The 15,009-nt window shown below is 73.0% G+C and carries 12 protein-coding genes; 6 read left to right on the top strand and 6 right to left on the bottom strand.

From position 1 onward, the window contains the following. Positions 1 to 131 precede the first annotated feature (131 nt). Positions 132 to 1,388 carry an RDD family protein gene (locus ACFFRH_RS07465; protein WP_386155228.1) on the bottom strand — a complete coding sequence of 419 codons (1,257 nt, stop codon included), beginning with the start codon at positions 1,386 to 1,388 and terminating at the stop codon, positions 132 to 134. A gap of 37 nt (positions 1,389 to 1,425) precedes the next feature. On the opposite strand from ACFFRH_RS07465, the gene ACFFRH_RS07470 reads away from it, so the two are divergent. Continuing rightward, positions 1,426 to 2,421 carry a stage II sporulation protein M gene (locus ACFFRH_RS07470; protein WP_344748657.1) on the top strand — a complete coding sequence of 332 codons (996 nt, stop codon included), beginning with the start codon at positions 1,426 to 1,428 and terminating at the stop codon, positions 2,419 to 2,421. Positions 2,422 to 2,474: 53 nt separating this feature from the next. On the opposite strand, the gene ACFFRH_RS07475 is transcribed toward ACFFRH_RS07470, so the two are convergent. The 5 genes from ACFFRH_RS07475 to ACFFRH_RS07495 all read right to left on the bottom strand — a co-directional run bounded on the left by ACFFRH_RS07475 (position 2,475) and on the right by ACFFRH_RS07495 (position 8,074). Further along, entirely contained in the window at positions 2,475 to 3,857 is a 1,383-nt protein-coding gene (locus ACFFRH_RS07475; RefSeq protein ID WP_344748655.1) for a DUF58 domain-containing protein, read from the bottom strand. A gap of 2 nt (positions 3,858 to 3,859) precedes the next feature. Beyond that, positions 3,860 to 4,783, bottom strand: coding sequence for an AAA family ATPase (locus tag ACFFRH_RS07480; RefSeq protein WP_344748686.1), 924 nt, complete (start codon positions 4,781 to 4,783; stop codon positions 3,860 to 3,862). Between the two features lie 110 nt (positions 4,784 to 4,893). Then, positions 4,894 to 6,156: a DUF4350 domain-containing protein gene (locus ACFFRH_RS07485; RefSeq protein WP_386155230.1), complete on the bottom strand. Its 1,263-nt coding sequence runs from the start codon at positions 6,154 to 6,156 to the stop codon at positions 4,894 to 4,896. After that, complete coding sequence (locus ACFFRH_RS07490) at positions 6,153 to 6,794, bottom strand: DUF4129 domain-containing protein (protein ID WP_344748654.1); 642 nt, start codon at positions 6,792 to 6,794, stop codon at positions 6,153 to 6,155. Before ACFFRH_RS07490 ends, ACFFRH_RS07485 begins: the two co-directional genes overlap by 4 nt. Further along, entirely contained in the window at positions 6,779 to 8,074 is a 1,296-nt protein-coding gene (locus ACFFRH_RS07495) for a DUF7847 domain-containing protein (protein ID WP_386155233.1), read from the bottom strand. Before ACFFRH_RS07495 ends, ACFFRH_RS07490 begins: the two co-directional genes overlap by 16 nt. 343 nt (positions 8,075 to 8,417) lie before the next feature. Between ACFFRH_RS07495 and mtrA the strand changes: the two genes are divergently transcribed. The 5 genes from mtrA (at position 8,418) to hpf (ending at position 14,931) form a co-directional block, all read left to right on the top strand. Continuing rightward, entirely contained in the window at positions 8,418 to 9,095 is a 678-nt protein-coding gene (gene mtrA, locus ACFFRH_RS07500) for an MtrAB system response regulator MtrA (RefSeq protein ID WP_030907316.1), read from the top strand. Between the two features lie 25 nt (positions 9,096 to 9,120). After that, positions 9,121 to 10,842 carry an MtrAB system histidine kinase MtrB gene (mtrB, locus tag ACFFRH_RS07505; protein WP_386155236.1) on the top strand — a complete coding sequence of 574 codons (1,722 nt, stop codon included), beginning with the start codon at positions 9,121 to 9,123 and terminating at the stop codon, positions 10,840 to 10,842. Between the two features lie 100 nt (positions 10,843 to 10,942). After that, positions 10,943 to 12,691, top strand: a complete 1,749-nt coding sequence (locus ACFFRH_RS07510) for an LpqB family beta-propeller domain-containing protein (protein ID WP_386155238.1) — start codon at positions 10,943 to 10,945, stop codon at positions 12,689 to 12,691. A gap of 356 nt (positions 12,692 to 13,047) precedes the next feature. Beyond that, complete coding sequence (locus ACFFRH_RS07515) at positions 13,048 to 13,752, top strand: ComF family protein (RefSeq protein ID WP_386155240.1); 705 nt, start codon at positions 13,048 to 13,050, stop codon at positions 13,750 to 13,752. A 519-nt stretch (positions 13,753 to 14,271) separates the two neighbouring features. Next, a complete protein-coding gene (hpf, locus tag ACFFRH_RS07520) occupies positions 14,272 to 14,931 on the top strand; it encodes a ribosome hibernation-promoting factor, HPF/YfiA family (protein WP_386155242.1) in 660 nt (219 codons plus the stop codon). Positions 14,932 to 15,009 lie beyond the last annotated feature (78 nt).

A 15,009-nucleotide genomic window follows, 5' to 3' on the forward strand; every position in this document is an offset into this window, starting at 1 on the left:
CCCGCCGTCCCTCTTCGCGTTCCCGCCGACGTGCCCGTACGGCCCGTGGTCCGTACGGGCACGTACGCGCGTACGGACACCGCGCCGGTTGAGAGGTGCGAACCGGTGAGGGAGCCTTTGAGGGGGAGAGGTCAGGCGGGAGGGACGAACCCGCCGGGCGTAGGACCGGGCTCCCGCGTGGCGGGCCCGGCTGCGGGCGGCGGGGGCGCGGAGGGCACATAGGGCGCGGAGGGCACATAGGGCGCTGCCTCCGCCGGGGGAGGGAGCGGGATCCGCGGCTGCGGCGCCGGGTAGGCGGGCTGGGCGTGAGGCCGGGACGCCGTCCCCGGAGGCGCGTACGGCCCGTCTCCGGCCCTGGGGGCGTACGACGAGGGCGGGGGCGCGTACGGCCCCTCTCCCGTCCCGTTGGGCGCGTACGACCTGTCTCCGGCCCCGTTGGGGTACGGCCCGTCTCCGGCCCTCGGCGGCGCGTACGACGGGGGCGGCGCGGCCGCGTAGGGCCGGGGCGACGGCGGGGGAGCCTGATGGGGTGGGGGCGCGACGTGGCCGGGCCATCCCTGGCCGGCCCGCTGCCCACCGGCCCACTGCTCGCCGGGTCGTCGCTCACCGGCCCACTGCTCGCCGGCCCGCTGCCGGTCGTGCCACTGCTGGGCCAGGCGCGCCTGCTCGCGGCGGCGGCGCTCGGCCAGGACGGCGGTCAGGTAGGCGAACGGCGGCACGCCGGGAGGGGCGGGCGGCGACACGAAGGCCGACATCTCGGTGGCGATGCGCACACCCATCTCGTGCTGGACGGCGGGGGCCAGGTCGTGCCAGCGCATGAGGTACTGTCTCGCGGTGGCCGCGACCTGCTCGGGCAGCCGCGACAGCTCCAGCGTCGCCGCCCACGGCGCGAGCATCGGCGGCATGTCCAGCGGCGGCCCGTACTGCCGCGGGACGCGTTCGGAGATCACGATGGTGCCGGAGAAGAGGTCGCCGAGCCGCTTGCCCTTCTCCGAGATCAGCGAGCTGATCAGCGCGGGGGCGCCGCTGAGCATCCAGAACTCCAGGACCCCCGCCAGCCCGCGGAACAGGGCCTGCCGGAACCGCTCGGGGCCGCCGTCGTCGCTGACGACCCGGAGCCCCAGCGCGAGCTTGCCCAGGCTGCGCCCGCGCGTGAGCGTCTCGAAGATCACCGGATACCCGACGACCACGAGCACGGTGAGCACGATGTAGACCATCGCGGTCAGCGCCGGATCGCTCAGGAGTCCCAGGCTGCCGACCAGCAGGGAGGCGCCGAGCAGCGTCACGACCTGGACCGTCATGTCGATCAGCAGCGCCGCGGCCCTGCTCGGGAGCTGGGCGACACGGACCTCGACGACGACGGCCTCGCCGGTTACGACATCGGACACAATCAGCACCCTACCTTCGACTGGATAGGCTGCCCGCGTGGACATCGACGCCTTCGTCACCGCGCACCGGCCCGCCTGGGACCGCCTTGAGGACCTGGTCCGGCGGCGCGGCTCGCTGGACGGCGCCGAGGTCGACGAGCTGGTCGACCTCTACCAGCGGGTCGCCACGCATCTGTCCCTCGTCCGTTCCGCCTCCGCCGACCCGATCCTGGTGGGCCGCCTGTCGGCGCTCGTCGCCCGCGCCCGCTCCGCCGTGACCGGGGCGCACACCCCGGCCTGGCGGGAGTTCGTCCGCTTCTTCACGGTCTCCTTCCCGGTGGTCGCCTACCGGGCCCGCTGGTGGTGGCTGGCCACGAGCGTCGCGTTCCTGCTGGTCTCCACGGTCGTCGCCGTCTGGGTGGGGCAGAACCCCGACGTCCAGGCGGCGATCGCCACCCCCGAGGAGATCACCCAGCTCGTCGAACACGACTTCGCCGACTACTACTCGGAGAACCCGGCGACCTCCTTCGCCGGACAGGTCTGGGTCAACAACGCCTGGGTCTCGATGCAGGTCATCATCATGTCGATCCTGCTCGGCCTGCCGATCCCTTACGTCCTGTGGGAGAACGCGCTCAACGTGGCCGTCTCCGCCGGCCTGATGGCCTCGCGCGGCAAGCTCGACATCTTCTTCGGGCTGATCACCCCGCACGGCCTGCTGGAGCTGACCGCGGTGTTCCTCGCCGCGGCCGTCGGCATGCGCCTCGGCTGGACGGTCGTCGACCCCGGCCCGCGCAGGCGTGCCGAGGCCCTCGCCGAGCAGGGCAGGGCCGTGATGAGCGTCGCCCTCGGCCTGGTCGTGGTGCTGCTCGTCTCGGGGCTCATCGAGGGCCTGGTCACCCCCTCGGGACTGCCCACCTGGGCCCGGATCGGCATCGGGGTGGTCGCGGAGGCCGCCTTCCTCGCCTACGTGATCTTCTTCGGCCGCCGGGCCGTGGCCGCGGGCGAGAGCGGCGACGTGGAGCGCGCCCCCGACCTGGCCCCCAGCGCGGGCTGAGCCCCGACCTGGAGAACCCCCGGGGAGAGACCTGGAGCCCTGGGGAGACGCCGTCAGAGCCGCCCGGCCGCCTTCAGCGCCAGGTAGGCGTCGGCCAGGGCCGGGGCGATCTGCTCGGGGGCGGTGTCGACGACCTCCACGCCCTGACGGCGCAGCAGGGCGGTGATCCTGCGCCGCCCCGCCCTCAGGTGCTCGGCCGCCGCCGCGCCGTAGACCAGCTCGGAGGTGCCGCGCCCGGCGGCCATCTCGGCCACCTGCGGGTCGGAGACGGCGGCCAGGAGCACCAGGTGCCGCGAGGAGAGCCGGGGCAGGACCGGCAGCAGGCCCTCCTCCAGCGCCGCCGGGTTGAGGTCGGTCAGCACGACGACCAGGCAGCGCCGCCTGGCCCGCGACATGACGGCCGCGACCATCCCCGCGGAGTCGGCCTCGACCAGCTCGGCCTCGATCGGGGCCATCGTGTTGACCAGCGACGACAGCAGCTCCGTACGGCCGGTGCCGGACACCCAGGCGCGCACCCCGCGGTCGTGGGCCATGAAGTCGACCCGGTCGCCCGCGCGGGAGGCGAGGGCGGCCAGCAGCAGCGCCGCGTCCATCGACCAGTCGAGGCGGGGCCAGCCGGGCACGACCCGCGCCGCAGTGCTCCCGCCGCCCCCGCCGCGCCCGCCGGTCGTGGGCACCTCTCCCGCCAGCGGGATCGGCGCGGTACCCACGCGCCCGGCCGAGGTGCGGCCGGTGTCGAGCACGATCAGCACCCGGCGGTCGCGCTCGGGCCGCCAGGTGCGGACCACGACGTCGTTACGGCGCGCGGTGGCCCGCCAGTCGATCGAACGGACGTCGTCGCCGACCACGTACTCCCGCAGCGAGTCGAACTCGGTGCCCTGCCCCCGGATCATCGACGGGTGCCGGCCCTCCAGCTCCCTGAGCCTGGACAGCTTGGCGGGCAGGTGCTTGCGGCTGAGGAACGGCGGCAGCACCCGGACCGACCAGGGCACCCGGTGCGAGCCCTGGCGGGCCGCCACGCCCAGCGGGCCCAGCGACCGCACCGTCACCGTGACCGCCTCGCGGTCGCCCCTGCGGGTGGGGGTGAGCGTCGTGACCAGCCGGCGGCGCTCGCCCGGGGGCACGTCCAGCGGCAGGTGCCGGGGCGTGGCGCCGGCGGACGGCGGCCAGGCGTCCCTGAGCACGCCGCGCGCCCGGCGGGTGCCGGGGTTCTCCACGATCAGCTCGACCGTGACCGACTCGCCGAGCCGTACCAGCCGCTCGCCCGAGCGGGTGAAGCGCAGCGGGCGCACGCTCCCGGCCAGCAGAAGGTCGACCACGACCAGCGCCACGATCAGCAGCGCCATCCCGGCCACGGCGAGCCCCGGCCGGGGGGCGAACAGCACGGCCAGGGTGCCCAGCAGTGCCAGCAGCGCGGCCCGTCCCGTCAGCGCCATGGTCAGCGGGGGACGGGGACGGAGGCGAGGATGGCGTCGATGAGGCCGTCGGCGGTCGCGCCCTCCAGCTCGGCCTCGGGGCGTATCTGGATCCGGTGCCGCATCGCGGGCCTGGCCAGCGCCTTGACGTCGTCGGGCGTCACGTAGCCGCGACCGGACAGCCACGCCCAGGCCCGCGCCCCGGCGAGCAGCGCGGTGGCGCCGCGCGGGGAGACGCCGAGCTGGAGCGAGGGCGACTGGCGGGTGGCCCTGGCGACGTCCACGATGTAGCCGAGCACCTCGGGGCCCACGTGCACCTGGCCGACCGCCGCGCGTCCCGCGGCGAGGTCGGCGGCGGTGGCCACGGCCTTGACGTACGACAGGTCGCGCGGGTCGAAGCCGAGCGCGTGCCGTTCCAGCACCGCGATCTCCTGGTCGCGGGGCGGCAGCGGGACGGTCAGCTTGAGCAGGAACCGGTCGAGCTGCGCCTCGGGCAGCTGGTAGGTGCCCTCGTACTCGACGGGGTTCTGGGTGGCGGCCACGATGAACGGGTCGGGCAGCCCGCGCGCCGATCCCTCCACGCTGACCTGGCGCTCCTCCATCGCCTCCAGCAGCGCGGCCTGCGTCTTCGGCGGCGTGCGGTTGATCTCGTCGGCGAGCAGGAGGTTGGTGAAGACCGGCCCCTCGCGGAACTCGAACTCCGACGTCTTCGCGTCGTAGATCAGCGAGCCGGTGATGTCGCCCGGCATGAGGTCGGGGGTGAACTGCACCCGCTTGAAATCGAGCGAGAGCGCCGCCGCCAGTGTCCTGACGAGCAGGGTCTTGGCGACGCCGGGCACGCCTTCGAGCAGCACGTGGCCCCGGCAGAGCAGCGCGATCACCAGCCCGGTGACCACGGCGTCCTGGCCGACGACCGCCTTGGAGACCTCGGCGCGCAGGGCTCCCAGCGCCTCCCTGGCGCGGTCCGTGCCCTGCGCGGCGGGTACGGCGGATGCGCCGGGCGCGGTCCTGACGACGGAGGTCGCCTCGGTGAGACCGCCGTTCCCCGGTGGTGTGGTCACGACTTTCCGACCTGCCTTTCCACGATGTCCATGTATTCGGCGAGGGCTACCAGCCCCGCCTCGTCGACCGGCGGCGGTCCGTACAGGGCGGCGCCCACGTGCGACGCCGCCTGGCCGGTCCGCTCGGCGATCGCGTTCACCAGCGCGTCGGGACCCGTCCCCGGGGGCAGCCCGAGGCGGGGGGTGACCCGGTCGGTGAAGCCCGCCCGCAGGGCCGCGGCGGCCCGGTCGCGGGCCCGTCGCGCGCGGTAGAGCCTGGCACGTCCCTCGACGGTTTCGGCCGCCCGCACGACGACGGGCAGCCGCTCGGCCACCACGGGGCCGAGCCTGCGGCCCCGCCAGAGTGCCAGCAGCAGCACCGCGACGAGCACCTGTGCCACGGCCCACCTGACCCCTTCGGGGACCAGGTCGTAGAGACCGGCCTTGCCGCCGCCCGTCTGCGCGGCGCTCTCGGGGGGCGTGAGCCAGATCAGGGTGGGCCGCCCACCGGCGAGGTTCGCCGCCAGCGCGGCGTTGCCGTCCTCGGCGAGCCGCAGGTTGGTCATGAACTGTCCGTCGCCCGCGACGGTGACCGTCCGGCCCGCGCCGCTGTGGGAGACCAGGGTGGGCACCCCGTCGGCGGGGTAGCAGCCGATCGACCCCGGTGGCGCGGTGAGGGCCACGCCGCCGGTGTAGGCGCTGCCCGCCCTCTCCGCGGCGGGCAGCCCGCAGCGGGGCTCGCGGGAACGCGCCCGCGCCTCCCGCCTCGGGGCGATTCCCGGCGCTAGCAGGTCCAGATGGGCTCGTACGCCCACCGCCAGCAGGTCCGAGGGCAGGGTGGCGAGCCGCTTCGCCTCGGCCTCGTCGAGCGGGAAGGTCTCGCTCAGCAGCAGGGTGCTGCCCGCGGGACCCGCCCGCCCGGCCAGCGTCGCGGCCTCGGCGACCGAGGTGACCCGCTCGACCCGCACGCCGCGCGCCTGCAGCAGCCTGGCCAGGGCCTTGCCCCCCGACAGCGAGGCGTCGGCCGGGTCGAGGAGCCTCCCCGGCCCGCCGGAGCCGCCGAGCAGCACGCCGGCGACGGCGACGCCGACCACGAGGAGCGCCACCAGCAGTACGCCCCTGCCGCCGCGCCAGAGGCCGCCGGCGGTCGGTGAGACGGAGGTCGTCGCGGTGGTCTGTCCGGGGCTCCGCGCGGAGGCCCCCGAAGCGGCCCCGGAATCGACCCCGGAGGCGACCTCGGGGGAGGTCGGCTCCAACCGTCCGGGCGCGGCCGGGGTCATGGCGTCTCCGCCCGTCCGGCGGGCGCCGGGCGGGCCGCGCGCAGGTGGTCGTCGAGGTCGCGCATGATCCCGTACGCCTCGGGCGTGCCGGGCACCTCGCCGTAGGTCACGTCGTCGAACACCCGGGCCGCCGAGGACAGCTCGTCGGCGAGCGCGGGCAGCGCGCGGCCGGCCTCGGCGGCGAGCTCGCCGGCGGTGCGGCCGGGGGTGTAGTCGATGATCACGCGGTCCTCCAGGTCGCGGGCGACGGCCCGGAGCCGCTCGCGGACCGCCTCGGCCCACCGGCTCTCCGCCGCGAGCCGCTCGGCGGCCTCGCGGTGCTCGGCGGCGGTGAGGCGGCGGTCCCCGAAGATCCCCTTCGCGCGGGAGGCGCCGCCCCCGGCGGTCCTGCGCGCGATCAGGAGCAGCGAGACGATGATCACGATCACGATCACGAGGAGGGCCGCCCGCGCGGCCACGCTGCCGACGGCGCCCAGGGACTCCTGGTCGAGCAGGTCGCCGGTGAACTGGTTGACGTTCCGCCAGAGACGGTCGACCAGGGACTCCTTGGAGTACTCGGGTCCGAGCAGCTCCCGGATCGCCTGGCGCCGCGCCTCCTCGCGCTCGACGTCGATCGGGGACGTCAGGAGTGGGACCACGGGGCTCCCTGGTCGGGGGACCCGTACCGCGCGGGGCCCGAGGGGGTGACGGCGGGGTCCCACAGGTCGTCGGCCGACGCGTGGACCCATCCCTGCCGTCGCTGCTCGATCGCCGCGGTCTGGAGCACCAGGTCGAACGCCTCGGAGCGCATCCGCCGGTCGGCGTAGAGCAGGCCGTTGACCGCCGCCCGGAGGGGGTAGGCGATCATCGAGCCGAGGGTGACGCCCACGGCGATGAGGATCGCGGAGAGGATCTGCGCGCCGGTGGACCCGCCGCCGAGGAGGGCGAGGAAGCTCGCGCCCAGGACGAAGGGGAAGGCGAGCACCTGGCCGATCAGGAACGCGATGATCTGGGTGAGGACCAGGATGCCGAGCGTCCGCCAGAAGCCGCCGGAGACCAGCTGCCAGGACCTGCGCAGGGAGCTGACAACACCGCGCCGCTCCAGCACCGCGGCCGCCGGGGCGAGCGCGAGCCGGGTGGAGACGAAGAAGGCGTAGATCACGAAGGCCAGCACCGCCACCGTGCCCGCGACCGCCACCACGGCGGCCCCGGCCCCCGCCGCGCCGAGCGCGAGGAACAGGCCGACGACCAGGGCCAGCGGGACGAGCAGGGCCACGAGGGTGACGACGACCAGCCCGAACAGCGTGGGCACCCGGCTCCGGGTCAGCGTCCAGGCCTCGCCGGCCGTCATTTTGCCGCCGAAGATCGCGCGGCCCAGGATGCGGGTCAGCACGCCGGTCAGCAGCGTCACCGCGATGATCTCGACCGCGTAGGAGATCAGGGTGCTGCTCTGCTCGAAGATGATGTTCTGCTGCGAGGGAGCCGCGTTCCGGTTCTCCAGGATCGAGGAGAGGGAGGTGTCGAGCGCGCTCGCCTGCCCGATCGCGAGGGGGACCGCGGCCAGCGCGGCGACGATCGCCGACAGGCCCAGCACGCTCCTGGGGTTGGAGCGCATCAGCTTGATCGCGCCGTCGAGGATGTCGCCCAGGCCGAGCGGGCGCAGCGGGATGATGCCGGGACGCATCGCCGGGGGCGGCCCGCCCGCGCCGTAGGGGCCCTGCGGGTACGGCTGCTGGTACGGCGCCTGGCCGTAGGGCTGTCCGGGACCGGGCGGAGGAGCCTGCGGGAACCCCTGGGGAGGGCTCTCGGGAGCGCCGGACGCCGGGCCGGGCGCGGTCCACGGCGATCCCGGGGTGTTCCCGTACGGCGGGGGTTGGTTGGACGCCCAGCCAGGGGGCGTGCCGGGAGCACCGGGAGTGGAGCCGTGACCGTCTGACATATCCCAATCCTGACATGTGGACCCGCTCTCCGTGGTGATCGGGCGATCACACGAGCGTTTCAGCCTTCCCCGGAGCGGCGGAGATGCCGGAGGGATGGCCGAGACGCCGTGGTTTACCGCAGACTGTGACCGTGGTCATCACCGCCCGGCGTTCGCAGTCGCCGGGGCCGGCGGCGGCCGTGGGGGGGCACCACTGCGCGTTTCACATTGCGTGCGCCTAAAATTCGTCATTTGGACGCCCGGTCGTCGACCGGTGTCATCCAGTAGGCGGACAAGGGTAATCTTCGACGATCGAGCGGTTTATCCCAATAACTCCCGAACTGCGTAAACCGAATGAGGGGCCATGAAAGGACGCGTGCTGGTCGTCGACGACGACGCCGCTCTCGCCGAGATGCTCGGTATCGTGCTGCGCGGGGAGGGTTTCGAACCCTCCTTCGTCTCCGACGGTGACAAGGCGCTGGACGCGTTCCGCGACACCCGTCCGGACCTGGTCCTGCTCGACCTGATGCTGCCCGGTGCCGACGGGATCGACGTCTGCCGCCGCATCCGGGCCGAGTCCGGGGTGCCGATCGTCATGCTGACGGCCAAGAGCGACACCATCGACGTGGTGCTGGGGTTGGAGTCGGGGGCCGACGACTACATCGTCAAGCCCTTCAAGCCCAAGGAGCTCGTCGCCAGGGTCCGCGCCCGGCTGCGCCGCACCGACGAGCCGACACCGGAGATCCTGCAGATCGGCGACATCACGATCGACGTCGCCGGGCACTCGGTCAAGCGGGAGGAGGAGACCATCAACCTCACCCCGCTGGAGTTCGACCTGCTGGTCGCCCTCGCGAGGAAGCCGCGCCAGGTCTTCACCCGCGAGGTCCTGCTCGAACAGGTCTGGGGCTACCGCCACGCGGCCGACACCCGCCTGGTCAACGTGCACGTCCAGCGGCTCCGGGCGAAGATCGAGAAGGACCCCGAGCACCCCGAGATCGTCGTGACGGTCCGCGGGGTCGGCTACAAGGCCGGACCGGCCTAGCCGCCGACCTCCCCCGGACCCCGAGATGCCTCCCGCACCGAAGAAACGCCGTCGCACCCCGCGCCAGCTGCTGCGGGGTGTGCGGCGCCGTACCCGGCGCGTGGCCGGCCGGGCGCGCCGCGTCTTCTGGCGCTCGCTCCAGCTGCGCGTGGTCACCAGCACGATGGTCATCTCCATCGTGGTCGTCGCCGTGCTCGGCGTCTTCCTCATGCAGCAGATCATCAGGACCACCCTGGAGACCAGGGAGAGCGCGGCCAAGAGCGAGGCGCAGGCCGACAGGAACGCGGTGCTCGGCTATCTCAGCCAGCCGACGGCGGAGGCCGCCAAGCAGCCCGTCGAGCCGGGCCAGGGGCCGCAGGCGGCGGGGGGCAGCCCGCTCGGCCAGGCCACGGAGGCGCTCGCGCGGCGCGCGGGCTCGGCGAGCCGCTACTCGGTGATCATCCGTAACGAGGAACTGCCCGGCGCGTTCTACGGGACCACGGACATCGACCCCCGCAGCATCCCGGCCCGGCAGCGTGACGAGCTGTTCAAGAAGCCGGCGGGCGAGGACAGCACCTGGTACACCCCGCTGTACTACAAGGGGGAGCCGGAGCAGGCGGTGCCCGGCATGATCATCGGCACCCGCCTCGACTCGTCGTACGAGATCTACCACCTGGTCCCGCTGGACAAGGAGGAGCGGACCCTCGCCTCGGTGCAGCAGATGATCATTCTCGTCGGCGCCGGTCTCGTGCTGCTGCTCGCCGCGATCTCCTCCCTGGTCACCCGCCAGGTCGTCACGCCGGTCAGGCTGGCCAGGCAGGCCGCCGAGCGGCTGGCCGCCGGGCGCCTGGACGAGCGGCTGAAGGTGCGGGGGGAGGACGACCTGGCCCGCCTGGCCGCCTCCTTCAACGAGATGGCCGCGAACCTGGCCCTGAAGATCCACCAGCTGGAGGAGCTCTCCCAGGTGCAGCGCCAGTTCGTCTCGGACGTCTCGCACGAGCTGCGCACCCCGCTGACCACCGTGCGGATGGCCGCCGACCTGCTCTTCGACGCCCGCGAGGACTTCGACCCGATGGCCGCCAGGTCGGCCGAGCTGATGCAGAACCAGCTCAACCGGTTCGAGGCGATGCTCGCCGACCTCCTGGAGATCAGCCGCTACGACGCGGGCGCGGCCGACCTCGACGTCGACCCGGTGGACGTCAGGGACGTGGTGCTGCGCGCCGTCGCCGACTCCGAGGCGCTGGCCGAGCGCCACTCCACCCGCTTCGACCTACGCCTTCCCGGCGAGCCGTGCATGGCGGAGATGGACAGCCGACGGGTCGAGCGCATCCTGCGCAACCTGCTGTTCAACGCGATCGAGCACGGCGAGGGCCGCGACGTCGTCGTCTCGGTCGCCGCCGACAGGGACGCGGTGGCGGTGGCCGTACGGGACCACGGGGTGGGGCTGAAACCCGGCGAGGAGAACCTGGTCTTCGACCGGTTCTGGCGGGCCGACCCGTCCCGGGCGCGCACGATCGGCGGTACGGGCCTGGGGCTGGCCATCTCCCGCGAGGACGCCATCCTGCACGGCGGCTGGCTGCAGGCGTGGGGCTCGCACGGCGAGGGGTCGCAGTTCCGGCTCTCGCTGCCCAGGGTGGCAGGGGCGGTGCTCAGGGGCTCGCCCCTGCCGCTCGTGCCCCCGGAGGTGGAGATGCGACGCACGTGGCGGGGGCACGTGACGCCGGTGCTGTCGCCGGCGGTGGCCGACGGGGGGCGCGATGCGGACTAGGACCGAACGGCCGCGACGCCGGCCGGGGCCGGCGCGGCCTCTGAGCGGCGGGAGGCGACGCGGGCCCGCGCCGCGGCGGGGCGCGCGGAACGCCGGGACGGTGCTGCTGGCGATCGCCCTGGTCTACGGGATGACCGCCTGCTCGGTCATCCCCACCGGCGGCAAGTCCGTCGTCGCCGTGGACAACGAGGGCAAGGGCAGCCCGCTGGGCGACCCGTACGCGCGGGTCATCGCGATGGCGCCGAAGGCCGACTGGTCGCCGGAGGAGGTCGTCACCGGCTTCCGCGCGGCGATGGCGAGCCTCGACGACTCCGGGTTCCAGGTCGCCCGCAAGTACCTCACCGGCGACTTCGCCGCCAAGTGGAACCCGCACAGCGGCGTCACGGTCTACCGGCAGGGCGACTACGAGAAGTTCGCTCCCCTCAGGGAAGAGGACAAACAGGCGCAGGTCACCCTCAAGGGCACCAAGACCGCCATCATTGATCAGGACGGCCGGTACCGTCCGAGCGGCGGTCCGCTGAACCAGCCCTTCACGCTCGCCAAGGGGCCCGGCGGCGAGTGGCGCATCAGCGCGGCCCCCGACGGCCTCCTGCTGTCCGAGGCCGACGTCGCCCGCGGCTACCTGCCCGTGGACCTGTACTTCCTCGACTCCCAGTGGAAGGGGCTCGTGGTCGACCAGGTGAGGGTGCCGATCGACCCGGGCGCCAACTTCGCCAAGACGACGGTCGAGCGGCTGCTGCGCGGGCCGAGCAGCTCCCTCAAGGACGCGGTGCGCACCGCCTTCACCGACACCGAGCTCATCGACGTCACCATCGAGAACAACAGGGTCGTCGTCGACCTCACCAGGCGGGTGGACCCCGACCTGATCGACCCGATGTCGGCCCAGCTCGCCGCGACCCTCGCCGCGCTCACCAAGGGCGGCTGGGGCTTCGAGGTCACGGTGAACGGCGAGCCGTACTATCCCGACGCGCCTCTCCAGATCGACGCCCAGGAGCAGTCGAACTTCGACCCCTGGACGACCCCCGACTCCGTCTACCCGTTCTATCTCGCCGACGGCGCGCTGCGGCTGCTGGACAAGGAGAACGTCGGGCGGCCCGTACCGGGCAGGGCCGGTCAGAAGGGGGTGGAGCTCACCCACCCCGCGATCAGCGGCCAGCCCGTGCAGCAGGTGGCGGCGCTCTCCGGGGACGGCAGGAGCATCTCCGTCGCGCCGCTCGGCGCGGGCGGCGAGTGGCGGGTGTGGGCCACGGGGGTCTCCCTCGCCCCGCCGGCCTGGGACCGCTACCACACGCTCTGGACGGTCGACCGGCCCAACGACCACACCTCGGTCATCACCCGGCACGACGGCGACAACAAGCACCGGTACCGGGTGTCCGCCCCCGACCTGGAGACGTTCCACATCGAGTCGCTCAAGGTCGCGCGGGACGGCGTGCACGTCGCGGTGGTCGTCAGGGACGGGCTGGGCGAGCAGGTCCAGGTCGGCACCGTCATCGGGGATCGGGAGGGCACCCGCATCGCCAACCTCCAGACCGTGGTCGACACCGACGGCAACCGGACGATCAAGGACATCGCCTGGAAGGACGGCAAGACCCTGTACGCGCTCACCGGCAAGTCGGAGCTGCTCGAGGCCTCGGTCACCGCCGCGACCAGGTCCCTGCCCTTCGACTCGCGGATCGAGAGCATCGCCGCCCTGGACGGCGCCCTGCTCGCCGGGGCCAGGGACGAGCAGGGCGACCGGCAGGTCCTGTTCTGGAACGCCACCAAGTGGGAGCCGCTGGTCAAGAACGAGACCGGGACCACGGACTTCACCGAGAACGGCCCCTCGTCCCCGGCCTTCCCGCTGGGCTGAACCGGAGCGGCCCGCGCCCCGCCTGCGCGCGGTTTTCGCGGATCATCGCTTACGTGCGGTACATCGGCGGGTCCGCGCCTCGGCGGCGCGCGGCCCTCACGGCTTATCGCCGACGTGCGGCACGTCGATGGGTCCGCGCCCCGCCGGCGCGCGGCCCTCGCGGATCATCGCCCACGTGCGGTACATCGGCGGGCCCGCGCCCCGGCGGCGCGGCCCTCGCCCTGGGCCGAGGCGTTTTCCGGGGGCGGCCCACCCGGCTCCGGACGGGGCCGACCGGCGTCTCCAGGGAGGCGCCGAACCCCCCTCCGGTACCCTGGACTGGGCTTTTTGTCGGTGCCATCTGAAAGCTTGGATCCGTGACGACCGCCATGCTCGACCTGATCCTGCCGCCCCGCTGCGCCGGATGCGACGCGCCGGGCGCCCTCGTCTGTCCCCGATGCGCGGCCGAGCTTCACGGAGCGCCCGCCCTCCGGATGCCCGACCCCGTCCCGCCAGGCCTGCCCGAGTGCTGGTCGGCGGCCGAATACACCCCCGCCGTGCGTCGGGCGATCATCGCCTACAAGGAGCGCGGCCGCACGGCCCTCGCTCCTCCCCTCGCCGGGGCGCTCGCCCTGGCGGTCGCCACGGCGGCCGGCGAGCGGCCGGTGCTGCTGGTGCCGGTGCCCAGTGCCCGCCCGGCCCTGAGGCGCCGCGGCCACGATCCGGTGGCCCGGCTCGCGGGGCTGGCGGCGGGTTACCTCCGTGAGGCCGGCTGGCCCGCGAGCGTGGCGAGGGTTCTCGCCCAGCGCCGCCGCGTCGCCGACCAGGCGGGGCTGAGCTCCCTCCAGCGGGCCGCGAATCTGTCCACCGCCTTCACGGTCACGGTCGGCCGCAACGCGCCTGTGCCGCGCTCCTGGGGCGGTACGGAGGCGATTGTGCTGGTCGACGACATCGTCACCACCGGTGCGACGCTCGCGGAGGCCGCGAGGGCGCTGCGCGAGGCGGGGGTGACGCCGTCCCTCGCCGCCACGGTCGCCGCGACACGCCGAAGATCGAAAACCGGTGACCGTGACGGAGGGTGAGACGGCGCCCCGGCCCTCACCTCACCCGGGAGCCACACCTCACTGTCCCGCCGATGCCTTCTCGCTGTTCAAAGAACGCGAGGAGGCTTCACCTGTCATGCCGCCGACCCGTGGGGGCAGGGAGCCCGGGGTCGCCCGCCCGGTTGTGAATTACGCAAAGTGATCCTTTGGGTCGATCGTCAGGCTGACATTCGGCCGGGATGCGGATAGCGTCTGAGCCATGGCACCCGCTCGGGTCCGTGGTTGCACCGGACCGACCTCCGCGAGGAGGCCGGCCCGGCTAGCCGATGCCAGCCGCAGGCCAAACGGTCCACGTAAGACGACTTTTCGTCGATCGATCACGGTGCGGCTTAGAGGTAAGTCCTGCCTTCCCAAGGAGCCAGATGTTCCTTGCCAGAAGAGAAGGGCATGTAGTGGCAAAGAGCTGCGAAACCCTCAGCAGGCGGATGTGGGGACGAAGACCAGGTCGGCCGAGCGGGTGTCGCAATACCACCGTCGAGATTCGAAGGGGGGCTGTGCATGGAGATCATCGTCAAGGGTCGGCACACCGGAGTGAGTGACCGATTCCGTGACCACGTGAACACCAAGCTGGCCAGGATCGAGCGTTTGGACCACAAGCTCATTCGCGTTGACGTGGAGGTGTCCAAGGAAAGTAATCCCCGTATCGTCGACCAGCGAGAGCGCGTCGAGCTCACCATCCACTCACGTGGTCCCGCGGTCCGGGCGGAGGCTTCGGCCGACGACCGTTTCGCCGCCCTTGACATCGCACTCGGCAAACTCGAGGGACGGCTGCGGCGGCTCGCCGACCGCAGGAAGATCCATCATGGAAACCACTGCCCTCCGTCGGTCGCGGAGCTGACGGCCACGGCGCTCGCCGAGTCGTTCGAGAGCGCCCCGGCCAACCTGCTCACCGAGCAGTCACCGGCCGAGGCCCAGGCCGAGAGCGACGTCCCGGACGACGAGACCATCATCCCGATCCAGATGGACGGTGACGGGCCGCTGATGGTCAGGGAGAAGTTCCACGAGGCCGATCCGATCACCGTCGATCAGGCACTTCTTGAGATGGAACTGGTGGGGCACGATTTCTATCTCTTCCGTGACAAGGAGAGCGGGCAGCCAAGCGTCGTATACCTCCGACAGGGGTACAACTACGGCGTGCTGCGGCTCGTTGAGCCCTGACGAACGCGTTCGAAGATCCTCTCCGACCAACCGAGGACCATGAAACCCGTGTAATCATGGCGGTCCACCGGCTCTGGC

The sequence above is a fragment of the Streptosporangium vulgare genome, assembly GCF_042428775.1.
GTDB lineage: Bacteria > Actinomycetota > Actinomycetes > Streptosporangiales > Streptosporangiaceae > Streptosporangium > Streptosporangium vulgare.